The following is a 14372-nucleotide window of genomic DNA, read 5'->3' on the forward strand; positions in this document are numbered from 1 at the left end:
AAGTGGGGAAGCTAGATCACGCAAAGTCAAAAAAGCGTGAAGCGGCTGTAACTTAATGTTGCGAGATGGACTCGAGTTGCTGCAAAAGCAACGCCGCCTGAGTGCGCGTACGCACGCCCAACTTACGGAAAATCGCCGTAACGTGGGCCTTGATGGTCGCTTCCGACACACTCAATTCGTAAGCAATCTGCTTGTTCAACAACCCTTCGCAGACCATGGTCAATACCCGGAACTGCTGGGGCGTCAAGCTGGCCAGGCCATCGCGGGCGGCCTTGGCTTCATCGGACACATTGATTTCTTCAAACGCCTGGGGTGGCCAGGACACATCGCCGTCCAACACCGTGCGCACGGCTTTCTGGATATCTTCCATCGCGCTGGACTTGGGAATGAAGCCGCTGGCGCCAAACTCTTTGGAGCGCACCACCACGTCGGCTTCTTCCTGGGCCGACACCATCACCACGGGGATCTGCGGGTATTGGCCGCGCAGCAGCACCAGCCCGGAGAAACCGTACGCGCCCGGCATGTTCAGGTCGAGCAACACCAGATCCCAGTCGGATTTTTCAGTCAGGCGGGCTTCCAGTTCGGCAATGCTGGCCACTTCGACCAGACGTACATCGGGGCCAAGGCCCAGGGTTACGGCCTGATGCAGTGCGCTGCGAAACAGCGGGTGGTCATCGGCAATCAGGATTTCGTATGTGGCCATTGGTTAAATGATCCTGTTTTTTATGGGAGCCCTGATGGGTTCAGGGTTCACCAATACACGAGGCGACGGCCAGGCAGCGATCGCCACAGGGCCCGTTCAACGTCAAAAACACATGAAACGACGTCGATAATTCACGGTTGCACCCAATCGGCGCACAGCATGCCCAGCGTAGCCTGGAGGGTCAAGCACTACGCCCGTGGGGATTTTAGCGGGTTGCGGGCTTACAGTGCCATCATGCAAACGTCGTCTGGTTATCCCGCCGGGATGTAGGGTGCAAGGCGGGTATGCACGGTGTCCTCCGCATCCAATGACAGTTGGAATTTGGCAGCCAGGTAATGGGTGCTGAACACATCAAGGTAGGCATCCAGCACTTCGCTGGCGGCCAGGTCATCGGCCAGCTCCAGGCACAGCGCCGCCACCTCGGCGGTGCAGAAATGGTCATCGCGCTTGGAGCGCCGTAGTTTGTAGCGTGACAACTGTTCGGGCGCCAGGCTCAGCACCGGTAAATGTTCCAGATAGGGACTTTTGCGAAACATCTTGCGCGCTTCGCTCCAGGTGCCGTCCAACAGGATGAACAGTGGGCGCTTGCCCTCCTCCACGCGCACTTCACTGACCACCCGTTGCGGCGCCACGAATTCACCGGGAAATACGATGTAGGGTTGCCACTGCGGGTCGGCCAGCAACCTGAGCAACTCGGGGTCGACTTCGGTACGCGACCAGGCAAACGCGGTGGTGTCGTGTATGACATCGGCGATCAGCCAGCCCGTGTTACTGGGCTTCATCGGTTCAACGTCATGCATCAACAGGCACATGGCGGACTTGGCTTCTACCTGAGGCCGCCAGGCACACAGGCAGTACTCAGGAATGACCCGACAGCCGGGACAGCGCTCAGCACGGGAACCCCGATTGAGAAACGGCCTGACGGCACGCGCCAGACGCTGGGTACGCAAACGGGAGACGGCGTGACTCATCGGGCACGCGGCGAAGTAGAAGAAATCGACACGGAACAAACTCGTGAAAAACAGAAGTCCCGCAGTTTACCAGCGATACGCCTGGCTGTAGTGGCAAGGGCTCACCTATAATTGCGCGCCACTGAACGCACAGCCCAGTGGCTGGTCTATGCACCAGTAACCGAATCAGGAGAGTTTCATGCTGCGTTCCATGCTGCGCCTTGTTGCCCCATCCGTCGCCCTTGCGCTGGTCTTGCCTATGGGCGCCCACGCGGCCTCGCTGCTGGAGGCTCAAATGAACAAGAAGCTGCAAAGCGTCGCGGCCGAAAGCAACAAGGACCTGCCCCGGGAAATCGACGAAAAAACCCTGGAAGTCGCCTACACCGTTGAAGGGATGCAACTGATCGATCACCTCAGCGTGCTGCCTGACCGTGCCGAACAGATGCGCGCCAACCCCAAGGCTGTGTATTTCCAGCTGGGTCGCAGTGTGTGCACCAACCCGGGCTACCGCGAGCTGATGGCCAAGGGCGCAGTGATGCGCTACGAAATCACCGAGAACAAGACCAATCGCCCGGTGGCTTCCGTCAAGTTCGCAGAGGCCGATTGCCCGGCTCCGGCGAAAAAGAAAAAGTAACCTCTGCTTGACCCTCCCGCGCTGCTTCCCAGCGGCGCGCACGCTTTCTCTGCGTTTGCCACCAACGACTAAACTGCGTAATGAACTCCCAATAAGCGGTTGCCAGCCAAGGGTTTTTCGGCCCATGATCAGTTCATCCCAGATGCCCGCCCACCACAGTTTTTAATGCTGTTCTGTCATATTTCAGGGCAAAAAAGGCCTGCCCTCCTGCGGCATGCCGCGACACAAGCAGTGTCGTGGCCCAGGCGACGTTCTCGTCGACTACCCAGGCCCTGTAAAGAAGGAGAAATTGAATGCCTTATGAATCGAATGATTTGCTGCTTCGTCATTTTGAAGAAAACGGGACCGACCTCACTCAGCAGGTCGACGCACAAATTCAGTTGATCGCCCCCAACAGCCCGAATATCCCTCTTTATCGAGACATGATCCTCACCGTCCTGCGCATGGCCCAGGACGACCGTGATCGCTGGAACGCCAAGATCACCCTGCGTGCCATCCGTGAACTGGACCATGCTTTTCGGGTGCTCGAACAATTCAAGGGCCGGCGCAAAGTCACGGTATTTGGCTCGGCGCGTACGCCAGTGGAAAGCCCACTGTATGCGCTGGCCCGAGAGGTGGGTGCGGCGTTGGCACGTTCCGACCTGATGGTCATCACCGGTGGCGGTGGCGGCATCATGGCCGCAGCCCACGAAGGCGCGGGCCTGGAGCACAGCCTGGGGTTCAATATCACCCTGCCCTTTGAACAGCATGCCAACCCAACCATTGATGGCACCGACAACCTGCTGTCATTCCACTTCTTCTTTACCCGTAAGCTGTTCTTCGTCAAAGAAGCCGACGCGCTGGTGTTGTGCCCTGGCGGCTTCGGCACCCTCGACGAGGCACTGGAAGTGCTGACCCTGATCCAGACCGGCAAGAGCCCGCTGGTGCCGGTAGTGCTACTGGATGCGCCGGGTGGTGGGTTCTGGCAAGGCGCCCTGGATTTCATCCGCAGTCAGTTGGAAGCCAATCGCTATATCCTGCCCACCGACCTCAAACTGGTCCGCCTGGTCTACAGCGCCGAAGAGGCCGTAGACGAAATCAACCAGTTCTACGCCAACTTCCACTCCACGCGCTGGCTTAAGCGTGAGTTTGTGGTGCGCATGAATCATCCCCTGAGTGAGCGCGCCCTCGCCCATATGCAGCAAGCGTTTGCCAGCCTGCGGCTCAGTGGCGAATTCCAGCAACTCGCCTATACGGGCGAAGACCATGACGAACCGAGGTTCAGCCATTTGACGCGTTTGGTGTTCAATTTCAACGGTCGCGATCAGGGGCGATTGCGGGAGTTGGTGGATTACATCAACCTGCCGGAGAACTGGGCACAGGCCCAGGGCAAGGCACAGCAACGGATGACACCAGAAACAGCGTAATTTTTTGCAGGCAAAAAAAAAGGCCCACTATTTTCATAGTGGGCCTTTTGTTTTTTGCTCAGTCGTCCATATCCCGACCGCTCAATAAGCGGCTGATCATGTCCATCGAAAACCCGCGATAACTCAAGAAGCGACCTTGCTTCGCACGCTCCTTGGCATCAATAGGAAGATGCCCAGCAAACTTGCGACGCCAGGTTTCCTCCAACTGCGACTGCCAACTGATACCGCACTCACGTAGCGCAAGGTCAATATCGGCACGTTGCAGTCCGCGCTGGCTTAACTCCTCGCGAATCCGCGCAGGGCCGTAACCGGAACGTGCGCGGTAAGACACAAAGCTTTCAAGGTAACGGGCTTCCGACAACAGCCCTTCTTCCGTCAACCGGTCGAGGACTGTTTCGATCATCTCAGGCTCTGCGCCGCGCTGACGCAACTTACGTGTCAGCTCGACTCGACCATGCTCGCGGCGAGCGAGCAGGTCCATTGCAGTGCGCCGAACGGCGACGAGTGTATCCAGTACAACAGTCATCGTTTGCTTCAGACGTCAGTATCGGCTTCTTCCATTTCATCTACCGGCTCGCGGTTGGCAGCCGCTTTCACGTCCGGCGCTGCGGTCAGCAGCTTGTCGCGGATCTGCTTCTCAAGCGTGGCAGCGATATCCGGATTGTCTGCCAGGAACTTGGCCGAGTTGGCCTTGCCCTGACCGATCTTGCTGCCGTTGTAGGCATACCAGGCACCGGACTTCTCGACGAAACCGTGCAGTACGCCCAGGTCGATCATCTCGCCGTTCAGGTAGATACCCTTGCCGTAGAGAATCTGGAACTCAGCCTGACGGAATGGCGGGGCCACTTTGTTCTTCACGACCTTGACGCGGGTTTCGCTACCGACAACCTCGTCACCTTCCTTCACCGCGCCCGTACGACGGATATCCAGACGGACCGAAGCGTAGAACTTCAGCGCGTTACCACCGGTGGTGGTTTCCGGGCTGCCGAACATCACGCCGATCTTCATACGGATCTGGTTGATGAAGATCACCAGGCAGTTGGCGTTCTTGATGTTACCGGTGATTTTACGCAGCGCCTGGGACATCAGGCGGGCTTGCAGGCCCACGTGCATGTCGCCCATTTCGCCTTCGATTTCAGCCTTGGGCACCAGGGCCGCCACGGAGTCGACCACGATCACGTCGATGGCGTTGGAGCGCACCAGCATGTCGGTGATTTCCAGGGCTTGCTCGCCGGTGTCCGGCTGGGAAACCAGCAGGTCATCAACGTTGACGCCCAGCTTGCCGGCGTATTCAGGATCCAGGGCGTGCTCGGCGTCGACGAACGCGCAGGTGGCGCCCATCTTTTGCGCCTGGGCAATCACCGACAGGGTCAGGGTGGTTTTACCGGAAGATTCAGGACCGTAGATTTCAACGATACGGCCTTTTGGCAGGCCGCCAATGCCGAGCGCGATGTCCAGACCCAGAGAGCCAGTGGAAATAGCCGGGATCGCCTGACGGTCGTGATCGCCCATACGCATTACGGCACCCTTGCCGAATTGACGTTCGATCTGACCCAGGGCCGCAGCCAAGGCTTTCTTCTTGTTGTCGTCCATTAAAGTCCTCACGTAATCAATAAGGCCTGACGGCCAACACCTGTATAAGTAGACAGTATTGTTCCACAAAGATCCGAGATCGCCTACCCCTGATTGTCTATTTCTGCTGCAGCTCGTCGCAACAAGCCCTCCAGCGCGGCTTTTACCGTTTGTCGGCGGACCTCGTCGCGGTTGCCGGGGAAGTGCGCAAGCTCGGCGGTCACCTCTTCGCCCACGGCAAAAGCCAGCCAAACGGTGCCCACCGGCTTGTCCGGCGAACCGCCATCCGGGCCAGCGACACCGCTGACCGCCACGGCAAACCGTGCCAGGCTTTTTTCCTGCGCACCGCGGGCCATCGCCTCCACCACTTCCTGGCTGACGGCCCCGACTTTGGCGAACAGTTTTTCCGGCACATTCAACTGCCGGGTCTTCTGTCGGTTGGAATAAGTGACATAGCCCGCCTCGAACCAGGCCGAACTGCCCGGGATCCGCGTGATGGCTTCGGCAATGCCGCCGCCGGTACAGGACTCGGCAGTGGTGACGTGGGCACTGAGCACCTGCAAACGGCGACCCAGTTCGGCAGCCAGTTGAGTGATTTCCTTCACGGTCGTCTCCAGGAATGGGCGGGGGTTTGTCTACCCTACAGGAGCCCATCGACCTTGCAAGGTACAGAGTGCATCAAGACGCTAATGCGCGACGGCCTGCACCTGCCACACATGCGTCATGAGCAGGCGCGCACCGATCAGGCGAAACGCACCTAAGAAACGCAGAGCACCGCCTTCGCCCGCGCCCACAACTGTAAACGGTCGTCCAGGCCATTGAGGCCGCCGTTGATCCGACGGGTGATGGTGGTGAACTGATCGTTGTCGGCGAGTTCGTTAAGGCCGTTGCTTTGCCAGAACCAGGCGGCGGACTCGCAGGCCCATTGCGGTTGTTCCAGCAGTTGCGGCTGGAGCAGCAGGCGATCATCGCCGAACAGTGCTTGGCTGCACGCCATGTAATTACGGCGCCCGGTGATCTGGATCAGCCCCCTGCCCCGATATATTTGCCCATCACCGTCCGCCTCAGGGGTGTTGCCCAGCCGCGCGGCCAAGCTGCCGGTGTCATATTTGCTCAAGTATTGATCACTGCCCAATTCGCGCACGTACTGCAACTGGGCAGACTCGTGGCCGGTTTGGGCGAGGAAGGCGGCGACGCGACGGGCCGTATTGATCTGATGCCCCGCAAAGGCCGCATTTAGAAAGGTTAAAAAAATGCCCGCGCGAAGGCGGGCTCCAGGCATGACACCCAGAAGCTGAGCATGTGTGATTACCATGGGTTTTACTCTAAGGAAGGATCTACACCGACAAACCGCTGGCCTGGACCGTACTCCGATAGCCACCTTTTCGCTCGCCCTTGGATTTCACCGTTTTAATCGACCAGCGCCCTTGCATGAACCCCGGCCACGACTCATCCAGCAGCAACAGGCCTTCAGCAGCCAACGAAGGATTACCAGGGCAGACCACATCGATCTGCAACCCTTCGCGCCCCACCCGCCGCATCTCTCCCTGCGCCGCCGAGCGTGCTTCGTCCTCGCTCTGGTATCGCTGTGTCACCACTTTGAAGGGTGCGATGCCCACCTTGACGACACGCTGTTTTCCGGCTGCCGCGTCCCACCATGACGTTTGCGCACCGTTGTATTTGGCACGGCTGGTTTCGGTGAAACTGGCGCTGATGAACGCGCGGTCACCTGGACGATTGTCGTGGGTGATCGACAACCGTACATCCGGCAATGCCTTGCCCGACAGCGTCTTGATCTGGCCTTTGCGCCCCAGTACATACAGCTCATCGACAGGCTTGGCCACCGCATCGAAGCGCTTGGCCAGGCGCGTCAGAAAGGCCATGTCGCTTTCATTGGTCTGATCGATGTGCGCGATCGGCTCACCGTCGAGTTCGGGCGCCACACGCGGTGAAAAACCGTATCGGGTGGTCAGTTGGCGAAACAGCGCACCCAGGGTTATCGGCCCATGGCTGGCGGTGCGGCGCTGTTTGAATTCGTGCTCGTCGAACGGTGCCGCCGTGGCCACCAGCACCAGTCGCAATGGGAACATCGAGGGCGTGCGCTGGGTGATCTTGAACACGCCCTTATCCACCAGGCCCGATTCCAGGTACCCAATACGCAGGCCAATTTTGCCGCCCAGATCGGGCAGCCCTTCAAGCCCCTCGATATCGAGAGTCAGCTTCAGTTGATCAGATACAAACCCCGCTGCGTCGGTATGCTCCCACTCCAAGAGCCGCTCGTTGAATAACGCGGCATTGGCTCCGTATAGCTCCACTACAGGTGTAAATCCGAGTGCCATGATGGCTCCTTAATCCCAGGCGGAAACCGGCCGGCTCGCAACTGGTTGCGCGTCCAATTCGGGCACCAGCACGCTGACGCCCGCCGGCAGTACCGCGCCCTGTTCGGCCAACTCCGGGTTCAAGCGCCACAACGCTTCTTCTGCGGCATCATCACTGCGCCCCAGTTCACGGTAGAGCAACAGGTTCACCGAGTCGCCGGCAATACTTCGAACCCTACGCATTGACGAACTCCTCCAGTAACAATGTCCAATTGATCACCATGGCCGTCCCGTCGTCGATCACGCTGGCTTGTTTTTCACTGATCGACTGGATGGTCCATAGCCCCCAGTTACGCCCTAACCCGTCCACCAAAGGCAACGGCGCACGCAGGGCCTGCAGGGTGCGCAACTCATCCAGGCGCGCCATGCCATTGGCACGCGCAGCCTTGCCGCCCAATGCCAGGGTTTCGAGCCCCTGGCCGACCTGGCTGGATTTAGGTTTGCCGGCAATGATGTCGAGACTGACCCAGCCCCCGCTGCTACCACGATCAAGCGTGTCGTAGGCGAACCCACGGGACAGCCCGAAAATAAAAGTACCCAAGACCATCTGTTGTCGCATCACACAGCTCCATCGGTGAGTGCTGCGCCGCGTCGGGTCGCCAGCAGGTTGTCCATCGACAGCGGGGTAAATTGCGCTTCGATCTGTTGCACCACGAGCGCCGCCAGTTGTTGATGGCTGGCTTGCTCAGGCGCGGTGATGGTGATTTGCGGGGCGAAGTTGATTTGGCGGTTGTCGGCTTGAGGGGCGTTGAGGTTTTTGCTGACCTCTGTGGGGGATGGCAGGCGATCGCCCGCCCCCATCACTTTTTCAGCCAGCCACGCACCGACGTCACTGCCCACGAAAGTGCCCACGGCACCACCGACTACCTTACCGATTGCGCCCCCGGCGACGCCGCCCATCACACCGCCCAACACTGTGCCGGCACCCGGAACGACCGAACCGATAACGGCTCCCGCCAGCGTGCCGACCGCTCGGCCTATCGCCATCCCAGCCACATCACCGACGACACCGCCGGCAACACCGCCGCCGATAGAGCCCACGCTAGTGCCAACCGCTTGACCCAGGTTTCCGGTCATCGCGCCTTTCGTCATCTCGACACCGGCCTGGGCCACCACCAAACCCAGGGGGACCCCTTTGGCCAGCTTGCTCACCTTCGCCGCTTTGCCAGAGATGCCAGGGCCGGAAGCAGACGGGCGATTACCGCTGTGCTTGTCATTGCTCGGGGCTTTGCGCTGGCTGTCCGGCGGTGTGGTTTTATTCCCTGCTGCCGGCCCCTCTCCGAGCACTTTCCCTGCGACCTTTTCGAAAATCTTGTCCTTCACGGCACCGAAAACACCAGAAACCACCGGGATCAGCACCGCCCCCGCCAGGGCGACGGCAGCGGCAGCCTTGGGCAGGCCTTCCGCGAGCCAAGCCACGCCACTGACCAGGCCTTTCATTACGGTCAGCGAGGCATCCACAACGGGGGCCAGCGCTGTATCAGAGGCGGTGCTCAAGCGTGTGGTACTGGCCTCGTAGGCTTGCCGACGCGCGTAAGTAGAGTCCGCACGAACCGCGGCCGAACGCAGCACCGAACCTTGGTCGCCCAGCGTCGAAGTGGCGTAGGTGGATTTTTCTGCGACCAGCGAAAAGGCCTGTTTCACGTTGTCGATCACCGGTACCAGGCTCAGAATCGTCTGGTTGCCGTCGAACAACTGCGTCGCCAGCACCGCCTGCCTTTCGGCAGGTTGCGACTTGAGCGCCTCCAGCACCGTAAGCACGGCCTGTGGGGCGTCCTGTTTCATGCCCGCCGCGAGTACTTTTGGATCAAGCTTGAGCTCTGCCCAGGCACTGCGTTGCCCTGCAGAGGCGTTGTCGCCTTTAGCCAGGACGGTGCTGATTTTTTCCAGCCCGGCACCAGCAACAGCCTTGTTGTTACCTGCGCTCAACAACGCCGCCGAAAGCGCTGCAGCCTGTTCGGGACTCATGCCCGCAGCCTTCGCGGCAGCGCCCTGGAGTTGCACAACAGCGCCGATATCCGCCGATTCGGCCTTGAGCGATACCTGGGTGCCCAGCACGTTTGTTGCGTCGGCAAGGTCCAAGGCTTGTGCGCGATCAAGGTGCATTGACTCGCGCCAGCCGCCCATGATTTCGCCGGCATTTTTGACGTCGATCTTGAACGCCGTCGCCAGGATCGCAGCGTCGCGAGCGAACTGCTGCAGGTCTGCCCGGCGCCCAACGGGGTCGATATTGCCCGAAGCGTCCTTGCGATCACTGCCGATACCGGAACGGGCGGCGGCATACTCGACCTTCGCGAGGTCGACGGCACTGGCACCACTGGCAGCCACCACCGGCTCGGACGCCATGGCAAGGTTGGCTTCACGCAATGCCTTGCGCTCATGCCGGGCAAACATCAACAGTTGATCAATATCGGTCATCGCGGCGTCCAGCGCCTGCGAGGGTGTGCGCTTGTCTGTAGCCGCGACGGTCTTCGTACCCTCTGCGTTCCCGGCAGTTTGAGCTTGCCGGGCGTCCATCACCTTGAGCAACGAGACGTTGAACAGCTCCAGCGTATCGACCAACCGTACCTGCCCGTCCGCCAGATGCTTGATCTGCAAGCTGGCATCGGCCAATGCCAGCGCCAAACTCGCCGCACTCCCCGGGGCCACCTCAAGCGGGCTCGGCAGCGCTTGGGTGATAGGTTTGAGACTGGCCTGCATTCCTGTCATCTGAAGGGCGCCCTGAGTCATCACGCCGTCCTTGGCAATGGCTGACCCTGCTCCATGATTACTATCTGCCATTGCGCTCTACTCCTGTTTGACGCCAAGACGACTGATTGCGATGTCGTAGCGGCGCAATGCTTTGCCGGCTTCCCAATCGAGGATTTCCGCTTCGTTCACCGAGTAAACCAGCGGCACTACATCGAGAATCACTTCGATGTCGCGCTCCGAAAGAAGTCCGCCGGTTTGTTTAAAAAATCGTCGATGCGCTCCTGCAGCTCGGTCCAGTCGGGCACGGTCAGGCCGGCAAGATCGGGAATCATCAGGCCGGTACAATGGGCGGTGATGAACTCGGCACGCTCTTTGTTAGTGGCTAGCTTTTTCATCACCTTGGTAGCGCGCAGGGCGGGCATTTCCAGGGGCAGTTCCGACAGGTTTCGGCCGGCGGCGTCCAGGGGTAATAGCAGGTGGACAGGCTGGTCGTGGGTCGTCACGTCCTGTTCTTTCAGGAAGAACGAGGCCGGGCGTGTCGACATTTCGTGTACGTACTGCGCAATGCTCACGTAGTCCGGGCGCTTGAGTTGGTCGAGCTCTTTTTCCGACAGGCCGGTGGCGAGTTTCGCCAGTTCGAAGAACTGGTCGTCCTCGTCATCACCGGCCCGGGCCAGCGCGTCTTTCTGCGCGGCGTAGAACAACGGCTTGAGTTGAACCTGCTCGATCATTGCACCGGTGTCGGCGGTGATCGGGGACAGCAGGATGTGCAACGGTGGCATCCAGGCCATGGGGAATTCCTTGTTGAGCGGTGTTGAAAAGTGCAAAAAATCTAAACCTGAGCACGACCTCTGTGGGAGCTGGCTTGCCTGCGATGGCATCCACTCGATACACCAGGGATACCGAGTCGCCTACATCGCAGGCAAGCCAGCTCCCACCTTGACCGTGCTCGCTTCAGATTGCGCTGGCCTTTAAGGCATCAGTACGGCGCGGCGCGCATCGCCAAGAATGTCGACACCGTTAAGTACGAACTTCTGGGTGCGCACGTCGATGTCGATCACCGAAACGCCATTTTCCAGACGGTTGTAGGTACGGCAGGACAGTTCCAGTGTGGTGGTGGCCTTGTCTCCCATCTTCAGCTTCGCCTCCTCCAGGGATTTGAGCTTGCCGCCGACGGTGTGGTAGGTGAAGTAGGTTTTGCCATCCTGATCCTGGCCGGCTTCACGCACGTTCAGCAAAATGTCGTCGCCCATGCGCACGCCCAGGGCCAGCATGATTTCCGGGCCGGCACCTTGCAGCACCAGCTTGGCGTTGAGCACCTTGCCGCTCTTGGCCATTTCCTCGGCAATAAAGCGCCCGCCGGACATAAGCTCCATGTCGAACTCGATCTTCGGCGGGGTGAACTCTTCTACGGTTGCGGACAACGGCAGGCCTTGAAGGGTGGCCGCAATGGCCTGTCTGACTCGGTTGGTAAACATTAGAGAACGTCCTCCAGGAACTGCTCGATGATTTCATCGCGGGCGTTGAGTTGATAAACCATGTGTTCGTTCGGCGCGTAGCGGCCGTAGTCGATGACGATGAACCAGGTGCCGTTCTTGTACTTCTCGACGCTGTTCAGCTCCGGGTGCAGGTACACGCTGCCGCCGGGAATGGTTTCGTCGGCCACCAGGGTTTGCAGCCAGTCGTTGATGCGCTTGACCTCCTGGTCCATGAAGGACTTGGTGAGGTTCTTGGCCATGGCTTTCTGGCCGGCCTTGACCAGCTTGCGGCTGATGGCATCTTCCAGGCCGACGTAGCTGATGAACTTGCCGGTGATGGAGCGGTTGCCCAACAGCGAGAAGCCGCCGAGGATGGTGCGGGCGTAGTAGCTCACGCCGTAGCGGTTGAGCAAGTCGCCTTCGGTGGAGGTGTCGAGGATGTTGTACTCGACCACGCGGGAAACGTCCTCGGCGAAGGTCACCTGGTTGCCCGGGCTTTCCCACTGCTTGACCTTGGCCAGCGCGGCGATGGCCAGCGAGGATGGCGACAGGAACACGTTTTTCTTCGCGGCCTTGGAGTACACCGACGGCATGTTGTGCACCAGCAGGCAACGGTCGAAGCCCAGGTCGGCCCCGCCCAGTTCGCCGCTGTAGGTCACTTGGTCGGCAACGGACGCGTCCTTGCCATCCAGCACCACACGGGCCTTGATGCGCTTGCCGAAGGAGGCGAACTCACCGGCCACGGCCTTGGTGCTGGTAAAGCCTGGAGCGCCGATGATGGTCAGGTCTTCAGGGACGCTGCTCAAGGCAGCCAGGCCCAGTTTGCGACCGGTGACCGGGTCGTTGCCGCCGATCACATTGTTGATCGTATCGGCCGGGGTGGCGCCCTCTTCGACGATCACGACATAGACCGGCACCTTGACCACTTTGAGGATCTGGTACACCGCCTGGAACAAGGTGCCCGACTCAGTGCCGGTAGGGTCCAGGAGCGCCTGGGCGGTGAAGCTGTTGATGCGAAACGGGGCGTTTTTCGGGATCGACGCATGGGCATTCGGCGCAGTGCCGACTAGGCCAATGACGTTATCGCCAAGGCCACCCATGGCCTCGGGGGATTCAGTGGCATTCACAGTGATGCCGTTGTGCTCGAAGTTCAGGACTTCTGCCATGGTTATTCAGCCTTCTTCGGGGTGGAGTTGAGGACGCTGGTCAGTTCCAGACGGCCAGCGGTGCGCAGGGCGGATGCTTCGACGTCGAGCAGTTCCAGCTCCTCACCGGCGGTAGACCAATGGCCGTTGCCGATGGGGAATGGGATGAGGACGGTGTAGGTTTGGCGGGTGGGCATGGGTGGAAATCTCCGGATGGGAAATGCAAAAGCCCCTGCGAGGGGGGGCTTTGGGGAGGCGAAAAAAAACCGCTTTCGCGGTGGGTTTACTTATCTTCTGGCAAGGGGAAGCGCGCCTTGATTTCGGCTACTTTGGCTCGCCATTCTTTTTCCTTTTCAGCCGTACCGTCGAATTGCCATTCGAGGTACATCGGGTCAGCTTCGCTGACGTAGGCAGAGCGGCGGGCAGCAATAGTGCTAGCGAGCGCGGCTGCGGACGTGGCGTTCTCGATCAGCGCCTGGGCGGCCTCATCGCTAAAGCCCAGACCTTTGAGGGTCTGCGCGCTGGCGGGTACGTTGATCAACGAGTCACCCGCAGGGGTTACCAACTTTTCGATAAACAAAGTCATTTGATCAGTCCTTAAACCTTGGCGGTATAGCGAATGTCGTTATCGTGGGAATAAGCCAAGCGCTTCTCTTCGAGAGTTTTACCGAGCGCAACCTCTGCCTGAGCCAAGGAATAAGGTTTCACCGCCCAACGAACTTCCCAATCGGCGTTAACGTCATCCTTCATAATCACTTCAGTGTCTAACTTACTGTAATTAACAGGGTAATCAAATGTTTTGGTGATGGTATAGCTCAGCCCGCCCCTCAGGTACATCCCAGAAAACTGTGGAGCATTCGTTAGCTGTCCAGCGACCAAACCCAAGTACATGGGTTTGAGCCCAGTAACGGCACGTGCTGTACAAACCATGCCAAACGAAACACCTCTTACCGTTTCACGGTAAGTCTGGGAGATGCGCTTGATAGCCAGGAAGTTAGCGTCACCGTTCCATATATACCCGACACCCTCGAGTTGCAAGTTCAAGCCAGCGATGTGATAAACCCCCTCACCGAAGGGTGCTTTGTCACTGTCTCGATAATATACCCGCGAAACGGTAATCTCTGTTTCACCCGCCTCGTTACCGGGCATAGTCCACCAAACAGGATAAAACACGTCGGTAGACAACCCAGTGAGGTCTATATCCTGTTTATAAAGCGCACGACCATTAATATCCTTCGCCTGCACACTATTACGCCAAGCAGTAAACTGACTTGAAGCCGCCTCTACCCGCGCATCAATCTTCCCAATTTGGTTAGTAACCGTCTCCGTAAGCTTGTTACATGCATCCACAACTTTTGTGATAGTCGTTTCAAGTCCCATCATCAACTCCCTGTCAGTTAATCTTTCCAGCACTT

The 14372-nt window shown here is 59.1% G+C and carries 19 protein-coding genes; 2 read left to right on the forward strand and 17 right to left on the reverse strand.

All coding sequences use genetic code 11. The features are described 5' to 3' along the window. Positions 1-52 precede the first annotated feature (52 nt). Both erdR and AC07S6_RS17080 read right to left on the reverse strand, forming a co-directional pair. Positions 53-703, reverse strand: a complete 651-nt coding sequence (gene erdR, locus AC07S6_RS17075) for a response regulator transcription factor ErdR (protein WP_003189050.1) — start codon at positions 701-703, stop codon at positions 53-55. A 251-nt stretch (positions 704-954) separates the two neighbouring features. Next, positions 955-1674, reverse strand: a complete 720-nt coding sequence (locus AC07S6_RS17080) for a tRNA-uridine aminocarboxypropyltransferase (RefSeq protein ID WP_014717180.1) — start codon at positions 1672-1674, stop codon at positions 955-957. Between the two features lie 178 nt (positions 1675-1852). On the opposite strand from AC07S6_RS17080, the gene AC07S6_RS17085 reads away from it, so the two are divergent. Beyond that, positions 1853-2287 (forward strand): PA3611 family quorum-sensing-regulated virulence factor, encoded by a 435-nt coding sequence (locus AC07S6_RS17085; protein WP_034126491.1) that lies wholly within the window; start codon positions 1853-1855, stop codon positions 2285-2287. Positions 2288-2580: 293 nt separating this feature from the next. Then, positions 2581-3693, forward strand: coding sequence for an LOG family protein (locus AC07S6_RS17090; RefSeq protein WP_197900804.1), 1113 nt, complete (start codon positions 2581-2583; stop codon positions 3691-3693). Between the two features lie 58 nt (positions 3694-3751). Here the strand turns inward: AC07S6_RS17090 and recX are convergent, their stop codons facing one another. The 15 genes from recX to AC07S6_RS17165 all read right to left on the reverse strand — a co-directional run bounded on the left by recX (position 3752) and on the right by AC07S6_RS17165 (position 14337). Continuing rightward, the gene (gene recX, locus AC07S6_RS17095; protein WP_186526498.1) at positions 3752-4219 is read right to left on the reverse strand and encodes a recombination regulator RecX; all 468 of its coding nucleotides are present in this window, start codon (positions 4217-4219) and stop codon (positions 3752-3754) included. An 8-nt stretch (positions 4220-4227) separates the two neighbouring features. Next, on the reverse strand, positions 4228-5286 hold the full coding sequence (gene recA, locus AC07S6_RS17100) for a recombinase RecA (RefSeq protein WP_014717176.1): 1059 nt from the start codon (positions 5284-5286) through the stop codon (positions 4228-4230). An 83-nt stretch (positions 5287-5369) separates the two neighbouring features. Next, positions 5370-5870: a CinA family protein gene (locus AC07S6_RS17105; protein WP_034126488.1), complete on the reverse strand. Its 501-nt coding sequence runs from the start codon at positions 5868-5870 to the stop codon at positions 5370-5372. 152 nt (positions 5871-6022) lie between these two features. Next, complete coding sequence (locus tag AC07S6_RS17110; RefSeq protein WP_495112669.1) at positions 6023-6580, reverse strand: glycoside hydrolase family 19 protein; 558 nt, start codon at positions 6578-6580, stop codon at positions 6023-6025. 22 nt (positions 6581-6602) lie between these two features. Beyond that, the gene (locus AC07S6_RS17115; protein WP_073844854.1) at positions 6603-7604 is read right to left on the reverse strand and encodes a contractile injection system protein, VgrG/Pvc8 family; all 1002 of its coding nucleotides are present in this window, start codon (positions 7602-7604) and stop codon (positions 6603-6605) included. A 9-nt stretch (positions 7605-7613) separates the two neighbouring features. After that, positions 7614-7826 carry a tail protein X gene (locus tag AC07S6_RS17120; RefSeq protein WP_014717172.1) on the reverse strand — a complete coding sequence of 71 codons (213 nt, stop codon included), beginning with the start codon at positions 7824-7826 and terminating at the stop codon, positions 7614-7616. Next, the gene (locus tag AC07S6_RS17125; protein ID WP_014717171.1) at positions 7819-8202 is read right to left on the reverse strand and encodes a phage tail protein; all 384 of its coding nucleotides are present in this window, start codon (positions 8200-8202) and stop codon (positions 7819-7821) included. Before AC07S6_RS17125 ends, AC07S6_RS17120 begins: the two co-directional genes overlap by 8 nt. Next, entirely contained in the window at positions 8202-10352 is a 2151-nt protein-coding gene (locus tag AC07S6_RS17130) for a phage tail tape measure protein (protein WP_495112670.1), read from the reverse strand. Before AC07S6_RS17130 ends, AC07S6_RS17125 begins: the two co-directional genes overlap by 1 nt. A gap of 78 nt (positions 10353-10430) precedes the next feature. Then, complete coding sequence (locus AC07S6_RS17135; protein WP_014717169.1) at positions 10431-10556, reverse strand: hypothetical protein; 126 nt, start codon at positions 10554-10556, stop codon at positions 10431-10433. Further along, positions 10553-11125, reverse strand: coding sequence for a phage tail assembly protein (locus tag AC07S6_RS17140; protein WP_495112671.1), 573 nt, complete (start codon positions 11123-11125; stop codon positions 10553-10555). The genes AC07S6_RS17135 and AC07S6_RS17140 overlap by 4 nt, the downstream gene beginning before the upstream one ends. Positions 11126-11305: 180 nt before the next feature. Continuing rightward, complete coding sequence (locus AC07S6_RS17145) at positions 11306-11812, reverse strand: phage major tail tube protein (protein ID WP_034126482.1); 507 nt, start codon at positions 11810-11812, stop codon at positions 11306-11308. Continuing rightward, positions 11812-12978, reverse strand: coding sequence for a phage tail sheath protein (locus AC07S6_RS17150; RefSeq protein WP_073453121.1), 1167 nt, complete (start codon positions 12976-12978; stop codon positions 11812-11814). Before AC07S6_RS17150 ends, AC07S6_RS17145 begins: the two co-directional genes overlap by 1 nt. Before the next feature lie 2 nt (positions 12979-12980). Next, positions 12981-13154: a hypothetical protein gene (locus AC07S6_RS17155; protein WP_003189022.1), complete on the reverse strand. Its 174-nt coding sequence runs from the start codon at positions 13152-13154 to the stop codon at positions 12981-12983. A gap of 86 nt (positions 13155-13240) precedes the next feature. Next, entirely contained in the window at positions 13241-13543 is a 303-nt protein-coding gene (locus AC07S6_RS17160; protein ID WP_205548495.1) for a hypothetical protein, read from the reverse strand. Positions 13544-13554: 11 nt separating this feature from the next. Beyond that, positions 13555-14337, reverse strand: a complete 783-nt coding sequence (locus AC07S6_RS17165) for a phage tail protein (RefSeq protein WP_223022994.1) — start codon at positions 14335-14337, stop codon at positions 13555-13557. Between the last annotated feature and the right edge of the window lie 35 nt (positions 14338-14372).

This window comes from Pseudomonas sp. GW821-FHT07B01, assembly GCF_059419065.1.

Bases quoted from the DNA above. Each gene is read 5' to 3' on its own strand.
- erdR (WP_003189050.1), bottom strand. From the start codon at position 703: ATGGCCACATACGAAATCCTGATTGCCGATGACCACCCGCTGTTTCGC.
- AC07S6_RS17080 (WP_014717180.1), bottom strand. From the start codon at position 1,674: ATGAGTCACGCCGTCTCCCGTTTGCGTACCCAGCGTCTGGCGCGTGCC.
- AC07S6_RS17085 (WP_034126491.1), top strand. From the start codon at position 1,853: ATGCTGCGTTCCATGCTGCGCCTTGTTGCCCCATCCGTCGCCCTTGCG.
- AC07S6_RS17090 (WP_197900804.1), top strand. From the start codon at position 2,581: ATGCCTTATGAATCGAATGATTTGCTGCTTCGTCATTTTGAAGAAAAC.
- recX (WP_186526498.1), bottom strand. From the start codon at position 4,219: ATGACTGTTGTACTGGATACACTCGTCGCCGTTCGGCGCACTGCAATG.
- recA (WP_014717176.1), bottom strand. From the start codon at position 5,286: ATGGACGACAACAAGAAGAAAGCCTTGGCTGCGGCCCTGGGTCAGATC.
- AC07S6_RS17110 (WP_495112669.1), bottom strand. From the start codon at position 6,580: ATGGTAATCACACATGCTCAGCTTCTGGGTGTCATGCCTGGAGCCCGC.
- AC07S6_RS17115 (WP_073844854.1), bottom strand. From the start codon at position 7,604: ATGGCACTCGGATTTACACCTGTAGTGGAGCTATACGGAGCCAATGCC.
- AC07S6_RS17120 (WP_014717172.1), bottom strand. From the start codon at position 7,826: ATGCGTAGGGTTCGAAGTATTGCCGGCGACTCGGTGAACCTGTTGCTC.
- AC07S6_RS17125 (WP_014717171.1), bottom strand. From the start codon at position 8,202: ATGCGACAACAGATGGTCTTGGGTACTTTTATTTTCGGGCTGTCCCGT.
- AC07S6_RS17130 (WP_495112670.1), bottom strand. From the start codon at position 10,352: ATGACAGGAATGCAGGCCAGTCTCAAACCTATCACCCAAGCGCTGCCG.
- AC07S6_RS17140 (WP_495112671.1), bottom strand. From the start codon at position 11,125: ATGGCCTGGATGCCACCGTTGCACATCCTGCTGTCCCCGATCACCGCC.
- AC07S6_RS17145 (WP_034126482.1), bottom strand. From the start codon at position 11,812: ATGTTTACCAACCGAGTCAGACAGGCCATTGCGGCCACCCTTCAAGGC.
- AC07S6_RS17150 (WP_073453121.1), bottom strand. From the start codon at position 12,978: ATGGCAGAAGTCCTGAACTTCGAGCACAACGGCATCACTGTGAATGCC.
- AC07S6_RS17155 (WP_003189022.1), bottom strand. From the start codon at position 13,154: ATGCCCACCCGCCAAACCTACACCGTCCTCATCCCATTCCCCATCGGC.
- AC07S6_RS17160 (WP_205548495.1), bottom strand. From the start codon at position 13,543: ATGACTTTGTTTATCGAAAAGTTGGTAACCCCTGCGGGTGACTCGTTG.
- AC07S6_RS17165 (WP_223022994.1), bottom strand. From the start codon at position 14,337: ATGGGACTTGAAACGACTATCACAAAAGTTGTGGATGCATGTAACAAG.